Raw genomic sequence first — 19442 nt, 5'->3', positions numbered from 1 at the left:
CATTATAATGGTAAGGTTTTTCATTATCGAGAGAAAATGGTTATATTTTGCAGAAGATTGTCTCTAAAAATCGTACCATTTTCACACTTCAGGATACAATTTCACTAAATTTTGATCAAAAATAATTCTGTTGATAAAGAAAACCTCCGGAATAAATCCCAGAGGCTTTCTAATATAACTATTCTTCACTAGTATCTGCAGGCATAACAATCTCTTTTATACCATTAAAATGGCTGATATTTGTTTGCAAAGTGAGCACTGATTCTGAATCTAAGTTTTCTGATTTCAATGAAGTGAATATTTCCGCTTCCACTTTTTGCGGCAAATGTGTAGTTTTATCCAGCGTATATCTTAGTTTAATTTTGTCTGTTAAATTCTGTTTCATCAATTTGAGTGTTTCCTTACTCGCATCATTAGACGATATCTCCATCGAAAGTATGTATTCTTGTTCCTCTTCAGTAACAACGATCTCCTGAGAATCTATCTGGTACGTGTCTATATAATCGTACGGATCAATAAATCTTTGTACCATTTGTTTTTCTTTCACTGGAATATAATCGTCTTGCTTGATAAATAAATCATCCATTACCTTTGTATGATATTCAGTATCTGATATGTACTCTTCTCGTTCCTTCCCTTCCGCAGTCTCAGATTTTAGATATACGGTATAAGGATTTCTAACATAGTCGACATGAAATGAGACAGCGCTCGACCAATGTTTATCTTCACTTTTTTCCGATTTGCTTGATGTTTCTTCTTGTTTCTCCATTTCTATAGTGTAGCTCTCCTGCTTAGCCAGTTCACTCCGAGACATGCTGAGCAGCTCCTCTGCACGCTTATCTCCCCCTCCTTCAGCACCCGATTTAGTGTTCGTTGCACAACCTGTCAAACCTAACATACAAATGATACCGATAAAAACCGCTTTTCTGATAAACATATTACTTCCCCTTCACTTCAAATGAAATCCAAATATAACTAAATCTATTTTATCATTATAAAGCTAACAGCTTATATGACGGAAAAGGTAGACATGTGAAAAAGCGTCTTAAGGTATACAGTTGCGCCGGGTTTGGTGGTTTGATGCAAATCAAAAAAATACCTCCCCCGCCTTTACAGCAGAGAAGGTATTTTAGTAATATTACCAATTCCCTTAGCTCAATGTGTCAACACAAACTCATCCAGCAGCTTTCCATCCACATCATAGGCCTGATAGGTTAATGTATCCCCGGTAACGTTAATGCCGGCAAACATTTGTTTATTGTTCTGAAAATGCACCGCATGATAGAACTGATCTTCTTTTTTCTCGTTAAATTTCCCTCCAGAAGCGTTAGTCACAACATAGACTGTCCCTCGTTTAGCACCTTTGGAAATCTCACCTTCTAGAACTATTTTTCCGCCACGTAACGGGTAGGATCTGGAATATTCATGATTATGACCCTGCAGCACTAAGTCAACCTGATACGTATCAAAAATATCCGTCCAATCTTCAACTTTCTTATAGGAGTTCCCCCCGTAAGCCGGACGGTGCATCGCAACGATTTTCCATTTCTTGTCTGTGTTCTTCAGATCTTCCTTCAGCCATTCCGTTTGCTTTTTTAGATTGCTCTCTGTATTCAGTACCGTTACATGCACAGGTCCATAATCGAAGGAATACGAGGTGCCAGTAATTGAACCCTTCGCCCCATTATCCGGCAGGTTGAAGTGTGAAGTATAATACTTTGCATCCTCATCCACCTCATCATGATTGCCTGTTACCGGCATTAACGGAATCCCTGAAATCCAGCCCTGCACATTGCCAAAAAAATCATCCCAGCCTGCCGAATCCTCCGGATCCTCCGTCAAATCCCCGTTATGCACAATAAATTTGGCTTCAGGAAATGTCTGAAAAGCCTTGTTCAGTGTATTCCCCCACAGCTTAAAATCCTCTGCCGTTTCCCCTTGAGAATCCGTTACGTTGATAAAAGACACACTGTCCAGTCCATCTTCTTCCGTTGTAAATTCCGCTGCCGGACTCCATTCCCCTTCAACGCCACTACCCACTCTATAAGTATATAACGTCCCGGGTTCAAGACCCGTAGCTTCCACTTTATGAACACCTTTGGTGCCATTGTCTGTTTTGATGGAACTACTTTTCGCTTCTCCCCTTTGTACATCCGTATTTGCAAAAGAGGACACCTGTCCCTTTACAATCTCCAGAATGCCTGCTGCACTAGAGTCACTTGTATACCAAGTAAACGCGCGGCTTGTGCTCGCGGCTCCCTTAAAGGTAGTCACGAGATCATACGGTGCTGGTGAATTTGCATCACTTCCGCTTTTCGATCGTTCCAACCCATAAGCCACTAAAATAACCACAATCACAAGCACTCCTAGGATTATGGCAAATTTATAGTCTCTCATCACGGTACCTCCTTATGAAAATTTCTCTCTAGCCTTCTAAATAAGATAGCCCCCTACAAAGTCAGAAGTCAAATCTGCACACGATTCTTTATACAGACTTTTGTTAACGCAGTGTAAAACATTCAGCAAACATTCAGTCTATTTTAAGTTAAGCATAAGGTCTGTCTCCTAGAATTAGTCAAGCAGGAAGGTTAGCCAGAGATAGAGAGAGAAACGAGGTGTGAAAATGAATAAGAAGCTTCAATTCCGGCATGAACTTAAATTTTTCATTAACTATCATCAATACCTTATATTACGCCAGCGATTGCAAAGCTTGATTGATAAAGATCAACACGCTAATGAGAGTGGAGAATACCACATTCGGAGTTTGTATTTTGACGATATCAACAACACGGCACTTGCAGACAAGCTCGGCGGTCTCAGAGAGCGGGCCAAATACCGGATTCGCATTTACAACATCCAAGACAACATCATTCACTTTGAGAAAAAAATTAAAATGGACGATTATATCGCCAAAATCAAAGAACCGCTAACCCGGCAAATGTACGACGAGATTATGGCGGGCAACTACGAAGTGCTGAACGTCCCGGACAGTCCGCTGTTCATGGAGTTATACGATCAGATGCGCCATAACCTGCTGCGACCCAAGGTCATCGTGGATTATGTTCGCGAGCCTTATGTTTGCCACAACGGCAATGTGCGAATAACGTTCGATAAAGAATTGCGTACGGGCCTGCATTCTACGGATATTTTCGATAAGGATTTGCATCCGATTCGGGCGATTGATGAGAACTTCATAATTTTTGAAGTGAAATTCGATGAGTATATTCCGGAGTACATTAAAATCGCATTGCAGCTGGAGGGACTGAATAGGCAGTCCGCTTCGAAATACGTGATCTGCCGCAAATTCTTAAAAACTAACACTTGGGAGGATTATTGATTATGAATGCATCACTAGCACCGCTAGCAGCTACAACAACGACTACAGATACTACAAATAATTTTTCGGACATTATTAAAAACTCGGTGATCGACAATTTTGTATCTGATATTAGTATCTCCAAGATGCTGATTACCTTGGGCGTAGCTTTTCTGATCGGATACTTCATTTACCTGCTCTACAAACGTGTCTTTAGCGGTGTTTTATATTCCAAAAGCTTTAACGTCTCACTTATGGGCATGACCATGATTACAGCTACTGTCATTATTGCGATTAACTCTAACCTTGTGCTGTCCCTCGGTATGGTCGGCGCATTGTCCATCGTTCGTTTCAGAACACCAATCAAAGATCCAACTGATCTGATCTTCTTGTTCTGGGCAGCTGTAGCAGGGATTGTAACTGGAGCAGGATTTTTCACCTTGGCTATTATCGGTTCGATCATTATCGGCCTCATTTTGTTCCTGTTCATCAAACACTCTTCTATCGAAACGCCATACTTACTGGTCATTAACTGCGACAGTGATGAAAGTGAACGTGAAGTACACAGCCATATCACCAAATCCGTAAAACGCTACAATGTGAAGCAAAAAACAGTCTCCGCAAACAATATTGAATTGACGCTGGAGCTTCGTCTGGATGATAAAGTAGGCGGCTTTGTCAACACAGTCTCTGACCTAAAAGGTGTCAAAAATGCACTCTTGATCAGCTATAGCGGTGACTATGTATCTTAATTACAACGAGATGAAAGGCGGTGCCCCAGATGAAAACCAGAGGTAAGTCAATCCTGCTGAGTTTTTGCTGCCTGCTGCTGGTCATCGCCGTAGCCGGGTGTCAGAACGCAAGTCCGTCTGCAACAAATAATCCAACGTCTGATGCTCAAGACAAGGGTCATTTCGAGCGATGAGAAAAAGCTAGACGAGCAGGTCTTTCCAAAAGATAAGGTCGTGGATGTCAAAATCACCTTGGACCCGGACGATTTTCAGGACATGCTGGATAATGCCAGTGCTGAAGAATATAAAATGGCTTCCGTCGAGTACAACGGTATGAAATACGATAATGTAGCTGTACGGACCAAAGGAAATCTCAGTCTCAGAAGCGTAGTACAGATGACAGACTCTGACCGCTACAGCTTCAAAATTTCTTTTGATGAGTATGTTAACCAGAATTTATTCGGCATTACTAAAATCAATCTTAATAATAATTACAGCGATGCTTCTTATATGCGTGAATTTCTAACCTATGAGCTCGCTGAAAGTGTCGGCCTCCCGACGCCGAAATATTCCTTCGTCAATGTGTATGTAAACGATGAACTGAAGGGTTTCTATCTTGCAGTAGAACAGATCGGTGATGCTTATCTGGAACGCAATTTCGGCAACGCTTATGGTGCACTTTATAAAGGTGTAATGACCGGTCAGGGCAGTGATTTGACTTGGCTTGGCGATGATCCAGCCCTCTATACTGGACTAGAAATGAAATCCGATAAGTCCAACGATGATATTCTTGTCGACATGCTGAATGAGCTAAATAACGGCACCGATTATGAAAAATACATCGACGTAGAGGAATCGCTGAAGTATATCGCTCTAAATGCGGTCACGGGTAATATGGACAGTTATTTAGGTGGGAATAAGCAGAATTATTACTTATATGAAGACGATGGAGTCTTCTCGATTCTGCCGTGGGATTATAATATGGCTTTTGGCGGCATGGGAAGCGCAGATGTGTTAATTGACGAGCCTACCCAAGGTGCGTTGGCAGAACGCCCGCTGATTGCGAAACTACTCGCTAATGAGGAATACAAAACGAAATATCACGAAATTGTTAGTGAGATGATTACTGGCTATCTAGCGGACGATACGTTCCAGGCTCGGATTGATGAGCTGAACACGATGATTTCCAGCTATGTCAAAGCGGATCCATCCGCCTTCTACACTTTCGAACAGTATGAAAATGGGATAAAGGCTGTTGAGACCTTCATGTCGAACATGGCCAAAAGTATCCAGCAGCAGCTCGACGGCACCATTTCTTCATCCGGTGACGGATCAGGAAGTGGTGGCGGCATGGGTGGTGGCATGGGCGGCGGTGGCTTTGGTGGCGGCGCTAAAAATGGTGCAGCTCAAGGCGCTGCGGGTGCTGGGCAGGCCACAGGTGCGGATGGCGCTACTGGTAATACTGGCGCAAACGCAGCTGCACCAAATACCGGAGGGCAGGCGGCTACGGGTGGACAGACTGCTCAGGGTGGTGCAGGTGGTGAGCCTGGTGCCATGGGTGGACCGGCTGTCCCTAATGCCGGCGATGGTCCTGGCAGTAACTCACAAGCAGCTGCGGGTGGGCAGACTACACAAACAGGGCAAACTGCTCAAGACGGACAAAACAACACTAACGGCCAAGCTGCTCAAGGTGGATTTGACGGCGGCGCGGGTGGTGAGCCTGGAGCTATGGGCGGACCCGCTTTCCCTGAAGGCGGCGGAAATGGTCCTGGTGGTGGCGGCATGGGCGGCGGTGGCTTTGGTGGCGGTATGCCTGGTGGTATGGGCGGTGGCGACTTTGGTGGTGCTGGTACTATGCAGCAAAAAGGCAGCACGAGTGAAGCCATCACCACTGGCGTCGCCATCCTTCTCCTAATACTAACCGCTGCTTTCGTAACCTACTACAAACGCAAACGGCTGTAGAGCAGTAAAAAGTATCCTCATCAACAAATAATTCATGCAAGAAGCCTCCGTCGTTTATTGACGGAGGCTTCTTGCATGAACACTATATTCTTGTATCACAACTAGTTCCCGCTTACTCTTTCCGCCCGCGCAATATACTTATGGTTGCTATTAAAAAGGCTAGTAAAGAGATCCCTAATGCGATGTAAACCATTGGGTTGACACTGTTGGAGTTGTTCTCGCTTTCCATGATGGCATTATGTTCTTCCATACTCATGCCATTGTCACTGGAACCGTGAGAATGTTCATTCCCACCGGAGGCTTGCACAATCGAAGTAATAGAATGCGGACTTTCTGTTCCTGCCTCACCAGACCACTGCACCAAGCTGCCATCGGCATAATGCTGATAAGCATCCCAAGCAATGTCACCTGCAGTATCAGGGTTCTTCGCTGTGAAATAGAAACGTTGGAATTGTCCTGCTTTAATTCCTTCTCCATTAGCTATCCAGCTAACTTTGTTCCCCTCAATGGTAACATCCCAGCCCGGTGTAGCCTCATATTGCTTGAACTCGGCACCTGCCGGGATACGTAGATCAACTTGTACAGTCGCTACATCTTTTTCTGAAGGGACTTTAAGTGTGTAAGTCTCCCATGCTCCGGTACTGGATTGTGCTGGTGCCACGGTTACGTGTGCGCTTGCCACGGCTGCGAACAACAGAAGTGTTGCAGCGGCTGGTGCGAATAGTGTCATTATTTTGCGAGATAATCTGTTCATAGTTAGAGGCCTCTTTCCTTAAGTAATTTTATCATTTTTCACTTTCATCTCTATCCTCATAATTACCGCGGAAAATCACGTTTACGTGAAGCAAGCCCCTGCTCCAGAGCATAACGCGTCAGCTGCGTACGATTTTGGAGTTGAAGCTTTTGAAGGATGTTTTTCAGATGGTTTTTTACGGTATGCTCCGAAATCGACAGGCTTATGGCAATCTCTTTATTCGTCGATCCGGAAGACACACAGCTTAAAATCTCCTTCTCCCTTGCCGTCAATGACTCTCCTTCGTCCGTTACTGAAGGAACGGTAAATTCTTTCAGGATTTGAAAAGCCAGCTCCCGGCTTAGCGGTGCTTCTTCATTCACAATGGCTTGCAAATATTCAATCCAGGTGGAAGGTGCCAGATTCTTCAGTAAGTACCCTTGTGCACCTTGCTTCAATGCTTCGAGGAGGTGGGAAATTTCGTCCGATACCGTAACGATAACGATTTTGACATAGGGATATTCCTGCTTGATCCGGCGAGTAGTCTCCAGCCCGTCCATCTCCGGCATCTGAATGTCGATAAGAATGAGATCAGGCATCCACTGGGCCGTGAACGCGATCGCCTCAGGACCACTCTGCACTACACCAATGACCTCAAAACTATCATCCATGGACAAAATCTCACACATCGCCTCACGCGCATGCGCATGATCATCCACAACCAAAACCCGGTACCGGCTCATAAACTTCCCCCTCCTTTCGTAATTTCTACATTTGTCCCCGTATTGCCGGAGATCACCTGAAGCTTCCAACCCATTCCTTCGACACGTTCCTTCATGATCTGAAGGCCGTAACTTCCGTTTACCTCAAAAGGGTCATGCTGAAATCCTTCGCCATTGTCGACAATCGCCACGCTCCAGTTTTTCTCAGTGCCTGCACCCGTGATAGAAACCTTCGCCGCTCTTGTATGCTTACGCACATTAATAATAGCCTCTCGGATACAAGATAGCAGCTCTGCTTTTTCCGAAGGAGAGAGGGCTTCATCCTGTAGACTCCAATCCAAGGAAACTTCAATCATAATCTCGTTAGCCATTTGAGCAAGCTGATCTTTAACCGACTGTTCCAATGAAAAAGAGTGCTGCTCAGACACTGGTACCTTCAGATTAGCGATCGCCTGCCGAACATAACGGTTCACCTCGTGGACGGTCTTTTTGATCTGATCCACATTTTCTTCGCTGACTTCCCCATTCCTGCGGCTTGCTTCCAAACGATCTATTTTGACAGATAAAAGAAATAAAGATTGCGCCATCCCATCATGCAGTTCCTTAGCTAGCCCTTCCCGGGCTTTCATTGCCTCTTTGAGCGCACGTTCCTGCTCCAGCTCCCGCTGATTCCGCTCCATAAGCGAAAACATAGGGACGAGCAATACAAGAGTGAACAAAAATACGAGAACAGGTGTCAAATAATTCCCCAGATCCATCGAAATATAAGGCATTAGAAACTGATGGCGCACGACCTCCCAGATCCCTACCATTAGCGTTGGCAGTAACAGGATCATGTACTTGATTCGGTTATACGTTGCTGTCCCCTCCCGTACATCTTATGATTAACAATATCACCGTCACAATTCTGCTACATGACTCGATCGGGCTATTTAAAGTTCTTATTGTTACAAATTTAAGTATTTTAAAAAAATAATGCTATCCTTTGTAATATTATAAGCAATATATAGTGAAAATTTATACTTTCTTATATTGTAGCAAAAAAAAGATACATCCTTCGATGTATCTGCATCCCAGTTATAGTGGTGATGTGTAGCGTCCGTATTGAATGTCCATTTCTTTAAAAACATCTCCCTCTTTTTTCAGGAAAAATGTATTTACGCCTTCCGCTCCCCACCACTCCATACCGAGTAATGGACCTTCAGCGGTTTCCGCCGCAAAAAGAATAGAGAACATCTCAGGTATCACTTCCCCTCCATCATCCACCCTCCAGACGGAATATTCATCGCCTTGAATGACAGCCGGATAATCCATAAAGGTAAGCCCGACCTTGTCTTCCAGTACGAGACTGAATAACATATCCTGATCCTGCCTAATGAATTGAACGAGATACAGCTGCCGTTCACCAGACAGGTCAGCAAGTTTCCAAATGTGCTCTACTTCACGATTTTTTGCAGAAACAATATTCTGCCGCACATTTTCTGCAACATTTAGCGAGGCTTGCTTAACCTCCGTAGGCTTAACAGAGATTAGCGCATTCGTATTAAACTCTGCCTGATCCGTCAGGTAATAGGTCTCATCAGGAGTCGCATTCCCCTCTTCAACCGTATAAAGATACCCTGGCAGATTCACAAAATTGTGAGCCATCTCCCGGCCATTACTGTTCTCCGTACCCTCCTGCCATTTATTCAATTTCACTTTTAGCACTTGCCCATGATCGCCGATCGCCTCATTCAATTGTTGCATTTGCGCATCCAGCCCTTTTTTCTGCCCGGTGACTAAGATGCTCTTGCCAGACTCATCTGCAAAACCAAAATTCGCCTTCAGCTTTCCAGCTTCCAGATAAGCTGCTGGCTGCTGCATGCTTGCCGTTGGTGTTGGCTCTGCACTTGGAGAAGGGGTTGGCTTGTTAGAGCCTGAGCAGCCCGCCAGCAGTAGAACAATAAGGAAACTCACACTGAGCTTATTCACTCCCATTCCTCCAGACGAAACTAAAATATTCCCATACTAAGATACCGTTCCCCTGTGTCAGGTGCAATGCAAAGCACGCGTTTGCCAGCCCCAAGACGACGCGCTTCCTGCAACGCCGCCCATACAGTGGCACCACCGGATGGACCCAGCAGAATTCCTTCTTTTGCAGCCAGCGTTCTTACCGTCTCCAAGGCAGCTTCATCCGCGACCTGAACGATGTCATCGTAGACCTGTGTATTCAAAATTGCGGGCACAAAGCCCGGACTCGTTCCTACCAGCTTATGTGGTCCTGGCTTTCCTCCAGATAATACGGGCGAGCCTTGCGGCTCAACCACAAGAACCCGGATATCAGGTAGATGCTCACGCAAAACCTCACCGGTTCCAGTTATCGTGCCCCCAGTTCCTGATGAAGCAACAAACACGTCCAGCTTACCTTCCATTTGCTCCAGGATTTCCAGAGCGGTCGTTGTCCGGTGAATATCAGGGTTGGCTTTGTTCTCGAATTGCTGTGGAATAAAACTGTTCTCCACTTCTTTTCCCAGCTCAATCGCTTTTGCTATAGCTCCCGGCATCCGTTCTGCTGCCGGCGTCAGCACAACATCCGCACCATAAGCCTTTAGAATATTGATTCGTTCCTTGGTCATATTATCAGGCATGACAAGAATCGCTTTATACCCTTTTGCCGCGGCATTCATCGCTAATCCTATCCCTGTATTTCCACTAGTCGGCTCAATGATCGTCCCGCCCGGCTTCAACAAACCTGCTAGCTCGGCTTGCAGGATTAGATTATAAGCTGCCCGGTCTTTTACACTGCCACTTGGATTAAAAAGCTCCAGCTTCACATATAGTTCTGCATCTTGGGGGCTAGTCAGCCGATTTAATCTTACAACCGGTGTATTCCCAATCAGCTCTGTTATATTGTTAACCACTAAGGATGTCATTTTAGAGCCTCCTTCATTTCTGTACCTTCCATTATTGTAACGTGAGCAGCACCTCCTGTCGATTCAGAACCCTTGGTTTCTGCAACCTGAAAACAACCGCCCCCCACGAAAGCGGGAGACGGCTGTTCAGTACTTGCAGCATTTATTTTTAAGGATTAACGTTAATCGTAAAAGTAGACGTATTGTTTTTAATATTCGTTACCGTGTTGGTAATCTTCAGATTGTTAAAGGTGGCTGACCCTCTGGCAGGACCTTGCCCAGCCTCAGCCGCTTCATTTACCCAGATGCCCACTCCGGATTTGCTGTCAAAAGCATCTCCACTCTTTTGCGCACCGGAAATTGTGACATTCGTGAAGATGGTATCTGTCACTGGGAATTGTGGCGTGGAGCCGACATAGTTGGTTTGGAACATGATACCATGATAGGTTGGATCAATGATATCCACATCACTGACACGAATGCCTTGGAATACCTTAGAGGCTGAGAATACCCAGATTGCCGGGAAGGTCTGTGCCCCCCAGAAATGTCCACCTGCACGAACAATGGAAATATTCTCAAAATTCGTTGTCGGTGAAGCGCCAAAGCCGTTCATTGGATACCCGAAGTCAAGTGAGCTGATCGTAATTCCAGAATAGCAAAGCGTGTCGGCAATATAAATGTTGCGGAAGGTATTGGCATATCCGCCATAGACGGCTACACCTGCTGCCCGCCAGGTCAAGATTGAAGTGAGATTTTCATAAATATTATCCTTCATATCTGCACCACCGGAATCAATAGCCGAAAACAATGCAAAGCTATCATCCCCTGTTGCCCGTGCCTCAATATTGGATACGAGATTATTCGTGCTGCCATTCGTCATATTGATGCCGTCAGCGAAGGTGTTGCGGATACGGGAGTTTTTGATCACCATGTAATCCGTATTAGCTCCCCAGTACATACACACCTGATGTTCGGTCCAAATGTTATCGATCGTAATATTTGCCACATTGGAGAAATCAAATACTTTACCCGGACCATCAATACGTGATGTGTAGTTCCCAAAGTAAGCAAAATTCGCAAAAGTAGAGCCATTAGCGGTATCGCTTGCCCGGAAACCGATATCCGTATTCTCCTGATTCGTTGGAGCGTAGAATCTCGTATACCATGGGCCTGCACCAATGATCTTCACTGCTTTTCCATAGACTTGAAATTTACTGGAGGTCTGATAGTTACCTGCTGGCAAATACACACCTACAAGATTTCCGGTCGTATCCATGCGTACTTTATCTAGCGCATTTTGCACATCCTGATGTGTAAAACCGGCTGGGACCGTATATTTAGCCGGATCTGGATTGGCAATCGGTGAAACCTGCTCCAGACTGATGAAATCAATGGCATACTGCGAGGTATTTGCAACATCTTTTTGCAGTCGAATCGTACTACCTTTCGGAATCGTGCTGTCGAACATAATGTTGGCTTCATCATAAATATGCCGCGGAGAGCCCGCGCTTGGTGAATTGCCGGGACTTATCTCTGAACCGTACAGCCATGCATATTTAGAGGTCAGATTAATCGCCTTGGTATAAACTCCGTTCACATAGATGTTCAGTGTAGCATTCGTACCGTCTCCACTCACCGAATCTGGAATCGAGAAGCGGGTGACCAGTGTATTAGTGTCAGCCTTAGTAGTGAATTCTACATAACTGCCTGTAGTATTCAGTGTAACTGCTCTTCTGCCTGAAGCCTCACCCGCAAGATCTCCAATGGTCCGATTAGCAGTAAGCTTCACAGCCCCGCCACCAATCACACCCTCCTCAGCCTCATACATGTCGTAAGGCATATTGGCTCCACGACCTACAAAAAGAGACTGTGTTTGAATATTGTTGGCTTGTTTAACTGGCAGCTCATTAGTGTCTACGGCAATTTCGGTCTTCACAGTATATTTGCCATTAGCTGCTGTCCAAGTGCCAAGGCTAACAGGAGGCGCTGTTACTCCACTGCCAATCACGCCGTTATAGGTTCCAGTTAAGGTTTGGAGTACAGCATTCGTAGTAGCACCCAGAACCTTCAAGGTTATGTTATGCTCACCCCCTGCGGATGCTGCCGTTCCTTGATTCTTGATTGCCACCGAGAAGCTGACCACATTGCCGCCTGCTGGATTGCTTGGTGTCCAGCTAACAGGGGAAGCTACTAGATCAGAACTGGATACGGGAGCAATAATAAGAGAATTTGGACTAGTGAAGCTGTTATTGCCTTCGTTCAATTCAATAACCGTATTATTCTCGTCAACCTTTGCAGTTAAAGTATAGGTAGCTGCATCCTTTACGCCCATATTTAAAGTGACGTTCGTAGATGCGCCAGCCGCTAATGCCCCCACTGGGCTAGTACCTACAAGTGTGCTGCCCAAGTAGAAATTTACATTAGTCGCTGTGGAAGCTAACGTTCCAATATTTTTTACCGTTGCATTTAAAGTAATGGCATTGGTCTCTACTGGAGCTGAAGGTGACCATGTAAGACCGGTTATCTCCAAATCCGGATTAGCAGCTGGTGCACCCATCACTTGGAATTCAGCGATTTGTCCAGCGGTTGAACCAGTATTGGTGGTAATCTTCAACTGTACTTCACTAGCCGTGGCCGTTACCGGAATAGTGACCGTATTGCCGGTTGCCGGATTAAAAGTATACACGGTTGCTGGCACAAGACTAGTAAAGGCTGTTGTATTCTGATTATGCCCAAGCACTTGAATAGTCTGAGTACGTGTGGACCAGGCCGATGATGGATTCAGTTTGAGGACAATGGATGTAATATCGGCATTACTACCCAGGTTTACAGATAATGTATTGGGATAACTTCCTCCTGCTCCTTCCCAGTAAGTAGTTACATCACCGTCATTCGCATTTGCAGGAACAAAGGTAAAGACGGAAGAGGAAGCGTTGATGCTTTTGTTCAAAGCCAGATTGGAACCCGCCCCAGGCGTTGGTGTAACTGTTGGTGTCGGGGTCGGTGTTACCGTTGGAGTTGGTGTAGGTGTTACTGTCGGTGTTGGCGTAGGAGTTACCGTCGGTGTCGGTGTTGGTGTTACCGTTGGAGTTGAGGTAGGTGTTGCCGTTGGTGTTGGAGTTGCCGTCGGCGTTGGTGTTGTCGCAGAAGCTGGAGTGACGTTCAAATTATCTAGATTCACATTTCCAGTGTCTCCTGTATCGTACTTATAAGTAATCGTGTTAGCGCCAGCATTCAGAGCCAGCGTCTCAATCTTTGTTGACCACGTATTCCAATTGGCCAGATTCGCAAGTGAGGTTTGCTTAATTTTAGTTCCATTCACATAAACACTAATGGTTTTTGTACTGCCTGATGCATTTGAAAATCTTAATGTAGCATCATAGTTACCAGCAGAAGCCACATTAACACTAAATGCAGTTGCAGCACCTTGATTTAGGTAACCATCAACAAATCCTGTACCTGTATAACCTGTATGATCCGTGTTAACCTTGGCACCACCCGATAATGCGGCATTCTCCGCTTCATATCCTGAGGATGGAGTTGTAGTTGTATTACCATGAACCTCAAATTCCGCTAACTGTGCTGCTGGCCAGACCGTATTGGATGTGAAATTCAGTTTAACATATCTGACATTCGCAGCTGTAAAGCTGATGGTCACTGTATTGGAATCACTCGTTGGATTAAATGTATAATTGGCGGAATCTACTAAGTTATTGTAAGCTGCATCATCTGTACTCCCTTGCACCGCTAACGTTTGAGTTCTTGTTTCCCAATTTGCAGGCAGCTTTAACACAACCTGATTCACGCTGCTTGCTGCCCCTAAATCCACTTTAATCCATTGCGGAAAAACACCGCTTGCGCTCTCCCAATACGTTCCTTGGCTGCCGTCATTAGCATTGGCTGCTACGTATACATCACCGAAGGAGCTTGAAGTAATAGTCTTCCCTTGGGCTAAATTCCCCGCGGCTAAACTCACGGAGGGATATAATCCTAACTGACCTACAAATAATATAACAATCAAACAATATAGTACTGCCGTCTTCCCGGTAAATCTTTTAGAAGCTGCTATCATTGAATAACCACCTTCCAAAATTTTGTGGAGCTATACAGTAGAAAGGATGCGCTTTCAAAATAGTAGTTTTATAGACATTCGCCTCCTACATTTGAGATGATGAATTACGGATACAAGCTAACTAATAACGCTAATAATATAAGTTATAGGTAGATGGCCGTCGATGGCGATTTCTATGCTTTGTATGTGGGATATTACGTTCAACAAAAAAAGCCCCGGAGAGGACAAGGGGACTATATTGCCCCTTAACTCTCCGACGCTTCGTGTTATACATTAAATCTAGCTACCAACCCTTGCAGTCCATGCGCCATTGCACTTAATTCACTTGCAGAGGATGCAATTTGTTCGACCGAAGCCATTTGCTCTTGTGAGGCTGCTGACACATGCTGAGTACTCGCAGCGGTTGTTTCCGAGATTTGCGTAACGTTACGAATTGACTCTACAATCTCATCCGCAGCCGCCGTAATCTCCTCCACGGCTCCAGATACTTCCTGAACCTGTTCGGCGAGTGAATCTATAGATAATCGAATCTCACCGAAGGAACGTCCCGCTTCCTCGATAATCTCCGTACCTCCCTTTACTTCACGCATGCTGCTCATCATCACCTTCATGGCATCATCTGCTTCACTTTGGATCCCAGTCGCCATTTCTGCAATTTGATTGGCGGATTCCGCGGACTGCTCTGCCAGCTTACGGACCTGATCGGCAACCACAGCAAAACCTCTACCTTGCTCACCAGCACGAGCTGCCTCAATCGTCGCATTTAGGGCCAGCATATTCGTCTGCGAAGCGATTCCTTTTATGACTCCTACAATACTGCCAATCTCCTGAGATCGATTCACAAAACCTTGGACTTGCTGTGATAAAGATTGTATGGAGTGATTAATCGATTCCATTTGCTGCCCAGCGGCCTGAAGGGATTCATCTCCTGTAATGGCAAATGCCGCAGAGCGATGGGAGGCTTCCGAGATGTCCTGGACACTGGCAGCAATTTGGCCGATTCCTAGTGATATTTCTGAGATTGTAATCGTATTGGTCTGCAAATCATTCATCTGTTTGGCTGTTCCGGTAGCGATTTCACCCATAAAATCCGATATTCGTTCTGTGGCGCCTGCCGTCACTCCACTATCTGACCTAAGCTTTGTAGAGGAATTCGCGAGACTATTTGCCGATAACTTCACCTGTTCAATCATCGTGCCCAGATTATCTGTCATTTTATTAAAGTTAAACGCCAGTTCACCAATCTCATCTTTAGAACGAACACTTAATTTGCGCGTAAGATCGGCATCCCCATCTGCAATTTCCTTCAACTGCGTGTTCACATCACGAAGCGGTTTAATAATCCGTCCAGAAATTAGCAGCGCAAGGATCACCGCGAGCACTACCGACAATCCGGTCACACCAAAGCTAGTAATCAAAGCGTTATTACGATGCGAATTTGCCAGGCTTTGTCCATTCTCTATTTCCTCCATGAGCATGTTCTGAAACACAATCTGAGATTCAATCATAGCGTCTAATGATAGGTCCGTGAATTTCTTTTGCGCTTCCGGGAAGTTGCCTTCCTTAGCTAAAGCAAAAGCTTCCTTCAGAACGATCAAATAATCATTCCATTTGCTCTTCAGCTCAGTTACACCCTTTAACTCAGCTTCACTTAATCGGGCACTCTCCAGCTCTGTAATAGCATTTTCAATCAATGGGAGCATTTCTGCATACTGCGCCAGATAGGAATTCCGCTCATCATCTGTGTTGCTCATCACATAACGAGCACCCAGCTCATCTGCGGTACGAATCTTATCCGTTAAGCCTTGAACAAGTGACAGCTTGTCCCAGTTACGATTAACCTGATCTGTCAATTGGGTAACCTTCCCCTGAAACAATGTGTTTCCGGCTATCGCCACTAGAAAGACTATAATCACAGCAGTAAATCCTAAGACTATTTTCCCACGGATACTTTTCACCATCGTTTTTCCTCATCTCTATATGTATGTAGGTCTATTTGGTACTTTTATCCTACTAGCTCTCCCTTAAGCCTCTCTGAATTTGAACTGAATGTTTGCTTAAAAAAACAAAAAGACCCCTATTTCCGGCCGAGGGCAGGAACTAATGGTCTTTTGAGATCTTTTTATTCGTATAAATTTCCGTTAGCCAGCTCTGCCAGCTTCGATTCATCCAGTACACTTAAGCGTCCACGATTTCGTGTAATGATTCCTTCATCAATAAAACGACGTACGATTCGATTAAGATGCCGATAGCTTGTGCCAAGCAATTCTGCTGTTTCAATAAGACTTGAGGTCCGAATCTCCTCCACTCGCCGGTCACCGTTTTTATCTGCGAACAAAGACATTAAATAACTGGCAAATCGATTCTCCACAGGATACAACAGGTTAAGTGCGGAGGCTTGACCGAGCGTATGCAATTTGTGACTAAGTTCTCCGACGAGAAAACGTAACAACGCTGTATTTTCCTCAAGCTCTCTCAGGAGTAGTCTTCTACCTGCAAAAAGAATCAAGCTCTCACCCACAGACTCCACTTGATTCTTAACAGGGAACCGGTGAAGCAGCTCTACATCCCCAATAACAGATATCGGATTTGTAAACCGCACCAGCATAGATTTGCCATTTGGCAGCAAGGTCTGAATTTTGAGCTTGCCCTCAACCAATATGAACATTCCATCCAATTGATCGCCAACCAAACACAGCTTTTCTTCATCCGCGTAACGTCTCAACTCCATTTTATGCGTTACCAGCGGGCTAAATATTCCGTCCAGACCGTTCTTCACTGCCAAGGCACGGACAGCCTCACGGTCATTTATCGTCTGCATGTAGTGCCCCCTCTATTGTTTGCTCCAGTGTAATTTAGAATACCCCACAAAAAAAGGACATATGTCCTTTTTAATGAGGTTTTCCTATGACACTTTACATTACAACAGAATCCACACAATAACGAATCATATCTACCTTCTGATCCTGCAGCCAAAATTCAATACTCCGATGGTTGATTTTATCCACGTATCCGATAATCTCAGCCCCTTGCTCCCCTCTTTTATAATAAGAAGTGCCATAAGCCTTGATCACTTCGTCCGCTGAAGCTCCAACATGAATATCTCTTGCCGTACTCATCGTATGATCGGAATAGACGCTGATTAAAATAATTTTATCATCGCCACGTGCTGTGGCTATTGTTGTCTCGTGGCCCAGATCATAATACTGATACCGCTCTATATCATTATTTGGCTTAGGTTCCCTAGCAATTGAATCAAGGCTTTGAAGCAGCTGAATGCCGCCCAGACTTTCCTGTTCAAGATTGGTGCTGGAAACACGCGAGTAATGATTTTGTTTGGGCGCATTGTATAAATAGATATGATAGATCCCGTAACTTAAACCTACCGTAATAAAAATGATGATAAATGACCAGCCTCTTTTAAATGGCTTCTTCCTCACTGACCTCACACCTTCTTCTTACCTTTACTGTGCAAAATATTCAGCCAGCTCACGCTGCGCCAGATATTGCGGGAAATTGAACGACTGCCAGGCCCGCTCACGCTTATTGAGTTCTCTCCATTCATTCTTTAAAAAATCATCCAGCATCCCATCTTCCTGTTCACTAAACCTTATCAGAGAAGGGATGACCTCCGGAGATAAACGGACCAAATAATTGGCGTCCAATTTACCACTTGCCGCATAACGATCCATATTTTTATTAGCGATAATAACATCCATCCCGATATAGTTCATGACGACGTAGGAGATCAAGCCCAGCACAATATAACATTTCGCCAATGGAACACGCTGAACAGCTATCCGTAAGGCTGCAACCACCAACAATAAGCCCATAAATATCATAAATGCATGCACTAAAAACCGAGTCGTGGTATAGCCGTACACCTCTTCATATAGAGTCAGACGGGTATAGGCGGAATATAGCATCACTGTCGAGCAACCAACCAGAATGTAGAGCAGGACATTAATAAATTTTTGCAGCCCTCCACTTCTATTTCCTTCCGATACCAAAGCCAGCAGCAAAATCACGAAATTAATCGCAGCCACCATAATCAACTCAAAAAATCCACTACGTGCGTAATCAGCATATGAGCTGCCCTCTGGTAAAATCCCTTCCCATGCTCCAAACAAGTAAGAAAACTGTACGAAAACAAACAATACATATACCGTGTTAATGGCTATAAGAATCGTCGTCATAATTATCGGATCCATTTTAAAGCTTACAGGCGCCAGCACTGGACCATATTCCTTAGGCTGCATATTCCAGTCATAGATTTTCGAATCCACATACCCCCACACTAAGCCGAACAAGCCCATGCCCAGCAGGATAATCCACAGCACCCGCACAAAACTTTCCCCAAATGAAATCCGATCCAGCACATTCGGCAGCTCCAGCAGTACATGATGAAACACTCCGTCCGCTGAGGACAGCAGAGTAACCACAACCAGCAATATTGGAAAAGAGATCGCAAGTCCTATCAGCACTTTCCCCATGACCTGCTTACGCTCGTCCTTCATTTTACTGCCGCCAGTCCTTTTAATGATCGTAAACACAGTGCTCCAATGGCGGAAATTCTGTGGAAGCACATGCTCCAGCGTGTTCCCCACTAATCCAAGCCGGCTCCAAGCCGGCCGTTTATCACTAAGCAAATAAGTCATATGTAATAAAATCAACACCGGGATCACCAGCAGGTTCAGCCCAAAGAAGAAAAAATTATGAAAGAATAAATAGGTTAATGAAAGTAGAAAAATCGCTCCAAACCAGAAGTAACTGAATTTGTTGAGCTTGCGGATTTTAGCCTTGGCATAATAAAGCATGAACGCATAGAACAGACACACAAAGATTGGATACGATAGGCCCGCCAGCTTTCCATAAAATAAATACTGATGAACTATTGCCAGTAAGAACGCAGCAAGCAAAGCAGCAAGCGATCGATTAAGCCTAAGTCCCGTTCCCGTTTCCATTTCCTCGGTCATGGTAATTACCCCCATTTTCTTACTTTCTCATCCTTATTT

At 44.9% G+C, this 19442-nt stretch carries 15 protein-coding genes; 3 read left to right on the top strand and 12 right to left on the bottom strand.

Annotated features, from left to right (window positions below):
- Nucleotides 1-178: 178 nt before the first annotated feature.
- On the bottom strand, nt 179-937 hold the full coding sequence (locus NSS82_RS13130) for a DUF6612 family protein (RefSeq protein WP_038570065.1): 759 nt from the start codon (nt 935-937) through the stop codon (nt 179-181).
- 218 nt (nt 938-1155) lie between these two features.
- Complete coding sequence (locus NSS82_RS13125) at nt 1156-2397, bottom strand: purple acid phosphatase family protein (protein ID WP_076272844.1); 1242 nt, start codon at nt 2395-2397, stop codon at nt 1156-1158.
- A gap of 226 nt (nt 2398-2623) precedes the next feature.
- Here NSS82_RS13125 and NSS82_RS13120 point away from each other — a divergent pair, with 226 nt between their 5' ends.
- From NSS82_RS13120 to NSS82_RS13110, 3 genes are all read left to right on the top strand, one after another.
- Nucleotides 2624-3337, top strand: a complete 714-nt coding sequence (locus tag NSS82_RS13120) for a polyphosphate polymerase domain-containing protein (protein ID WP_036683495.1) — start codon at nt 2624-2626, stop codon at nt 3335-3337.
- Between the two features lie 2 nt (nt 3338-3339).
- A complete protein-coding gene (locus NSS82_RS13115) occupies nt 3340-4068 on the top strand; it encodes a DUF4956 domain-containing protein (protein ID WP_036683492.1) in 729 nt (242 codons plus the stop codon).
- Nucleotides 4069-4209: 141 nt separating this feature from the next.
- Nucleotides 4210-6009 (top strand): CotH kinase family protein, encoded by a 1800-nt coding sequence (locus NSS82_RS13110; protein WP_341109823.1) that lies wholly within the window; start codon nt 4210-4212, stop codon nt 6007-6009.
- 112 nt (nt 6010-6121) lie between these two features.
- On the opposite strand, the gene NSS82_RS13105 is transcribed toward NSS82_RS13110, so the two are convergent.
- The 10 genes from NSS82_RS13105 to NSS82_RS13060 all read right to left on the bottom strand — a co-directional run bounded on the left by NSS82_RS13105 (nt 6122) and on the right by NSS82_RS13060 (nt 19403).
- On the bottom strand, nt 6122-6763 hold the full coding sequence (locus NSS82_RS13105) for a DUF1775 domain-containing protein (protein WP_076138753.1): 642 nt from the start codon (nt 6761-6763) through the stop codon (nt 6122-6124).
- Nucleotides 6764-6825: 62 nt separating this feature from the next.
- Complete coding sequence (locus NSS82_RS13100; protein ID WP_036683486.1) at nt 6826-7485, bottom strand: response regulator; 660 nt, start codon at nt 7483-7485, stop codon at nt 6826-6828.
- Nucleotides 7482-8300, bottom strand: a complete 819-nt coding sequence (locus NSS82_RS13095) for a sensor histidine kinase (RefSeq protein WP_036683484.1) — start codon at nt 8298-8300, stop codon at nt 7482-7484. Before NSS82_RS13095 ends, NSS82_RS13100 begins: the two co-directional genes overlap by 4 nt.
- A gap of 241 nt (nt 8301-8541) precedes the next feature.
- Nucleotides 8542-9435: a hypothetical protein gene (locus NSS82_RS13090; protein WP_076272842.1), complete on the bottom strand. Its 894-nt coding sequence runs from the start codon at nt 9433-9435 to the stop codon at nt 8542-8544.
- Between the two features lie 20 nt (nt 9436-9455).
- On the bottom strand, nt 9456-10376 hold the full coding sequence (cysK, locus tag NSS82_RS13085) for a cysteine synthase A (RefSeq protein WP_036683481.1): 921 nt from the start codon (nt 10374-10376) through the stop codon (nt 9456-9458).
- A gap of 148 nt (nt 10377-10524) precedes the next feature.
- Entirely contained in the window at nt 10525-14427 is a 3903-nt protein-coding gene (locus tag NSS82_RS13080) for a discoidin domain-containing protein (RefSeq protein ID WP_076272841.1), read from the bottom strand.
- 266 nt (nt 14428-14693) lie between these two features.
- Complete coding sequence (locus tag NSS82_RS13075) at nt 14694-16388, bottom strand: methyl-accepting chemotaxis protein (RefSeq protein WP_076272840.1); 1695 nt, start codon at nt 16386-16388, stop codon at nt 14694-14696.
- 161 nt (nt 16389-16549) lie between these two features.
- Nucleotides 16550-17248, bottom strand: coding sequence for a Crp/Fnr family transcriptional regulator (locus NSS82_RS13070; protein ID WP_036683474.1), 699 nt, complete (start codon nt 17246-17248; stop codon nt 16550-16552).
- 94 nt (nt 17249-17342) lie between these two features.
- Nucleotides 17343-17867 (bottom strand): hypothetical protein, encoded by a 525-nt coding sequence (locus NSS82_RS13065; RefSeq protein ID WP_036683471.1) that lies wholly within the window; start codon nt 17865-17867, stop codon nt 17343-17345.
- 24 nt (nt 17868-17891) lie between these two features.
- Nucleotides 17892-19403 (bottom strand): DUF4153 domain-containing protein, encoded by a 1512-nt coding sequence (locus tag NSS82_RS13060; protein ID WP_076272839.1) that lies wholly within the window; start codon nt 19401-19403, stop codon nt 17892-17894.
- Nucleotides 19404-19442: the final 39 nt, after the last annotated feature.

The sequence above is a fragment of the Paenibacillus sp. FSL H7-0735 genome, from assembly GCF_038008505.1.
GTDB lineage: Bacteria > Bacillota > Bacilli > Paenibacillales > Paenibacillaceae > Paenibacillus_AQ > Paenibacillus_AQ odorifer.
The sequence above is the reverse complement of the archived record's forward strand: the minus strand, read 5'-3'. Positions and strand labels throughout refer to the sequence as shown.

Excerpts from the sequence above, each read along its gene's own strand:
- NSS82_RS13130 (WP_038570065.1), bottom strand. The coding sequence starts at position 937 with ATGTTTATCAGAAAAGCGGTTTTTATCGGTATCATTTGTATGTTAGGT.
- NSS82_RS13125 (WP_076272844.1), bottom strand. The coding sequence starts at position 2,397 with ATGAGAGACTATAAATTTGCCATAATCCTAGGAGTGCTTGTGATTGTG.
- NSS82_RS13120 (WP_036683495.1), top strand. The coding sequence starts at position 2,624 with ATGAATAAGAAGCTTCAATTCCGGCATGAACTTAAATTTTTCATTAAC.
- NSS82_RS13115 (WP_036683492.1), top strand. The coding sequence starts at position 3,340 with ATGAATGCATCACTAGCACCGCTAGCAGCTACAACAACGACTACAGAT.
- NSS82_RS13110 (WP_341109823.1), top strand. The coding sequence starts at position 4,210 with ATGCTCAAGACAAGGGTCATTTCGAGCGATGAGAAAAAGCTAGACGAG.
- NSS82_RS13105 (WP_076138753.1), bottom strand. The coding sequence starts at position 6,763 with ATGAACAGATTATCTCGCAAAATAATGACACTATTCGCACCAGCCGCT.
- NSS82_RS13100 (WP_036683486.1), bottom strand. The coding sequence starts at position 7,485 with ATGAGCCGGTACCGGGTTTTGGTTGTGGATGATCATGCGCATGCGCGT.
- NSS82_RS13095 (WP_036683484.1), bottom strand. The coding sequence starts at position 8,300 with ATGATCCTGTTACTGCCAACGCTAATGGTAGGGATCTGGGAGGTCGTG.
- cysK (WP_036683481.1), bottom strand. The coding sequence starts at position 10,376 with ATGACATCCTTAGTGGTTAACAATATAACAGAGCTGATTGGGAATACA.
- NSS82_RS13080 (WP_076272841.1), bottom strand. The coding sequence starts at position 14,427 with ATGATAGCAGCTTCTAAAAGATTTACCGGGAAGACGGCAGTACTATAT.
- NSS82_RS13075 (WP_076272840.1), bottom strand. The coding sequence starts at position 16,388 with ATGGTGAAAAGTATCCGTGGGAAAATAGTCTTAGGATTTACTGCTGTG.
- NSS82_RS13070 (WP_036683474.1), bottom strand. The coding sequence starts at position 17,248 with ATGCAGACGATAAATGACCGTGAGGCTGTCCGTGCCTTGGCAGTGAAG.
- NSS82_RS13060 (WP_076272839.1), bottom strand. The coding sequence starts at position 19,403 with ATGACCGAGGAAATGGAAACGGGAACGGGACTTAGGCTTAATCGATCG.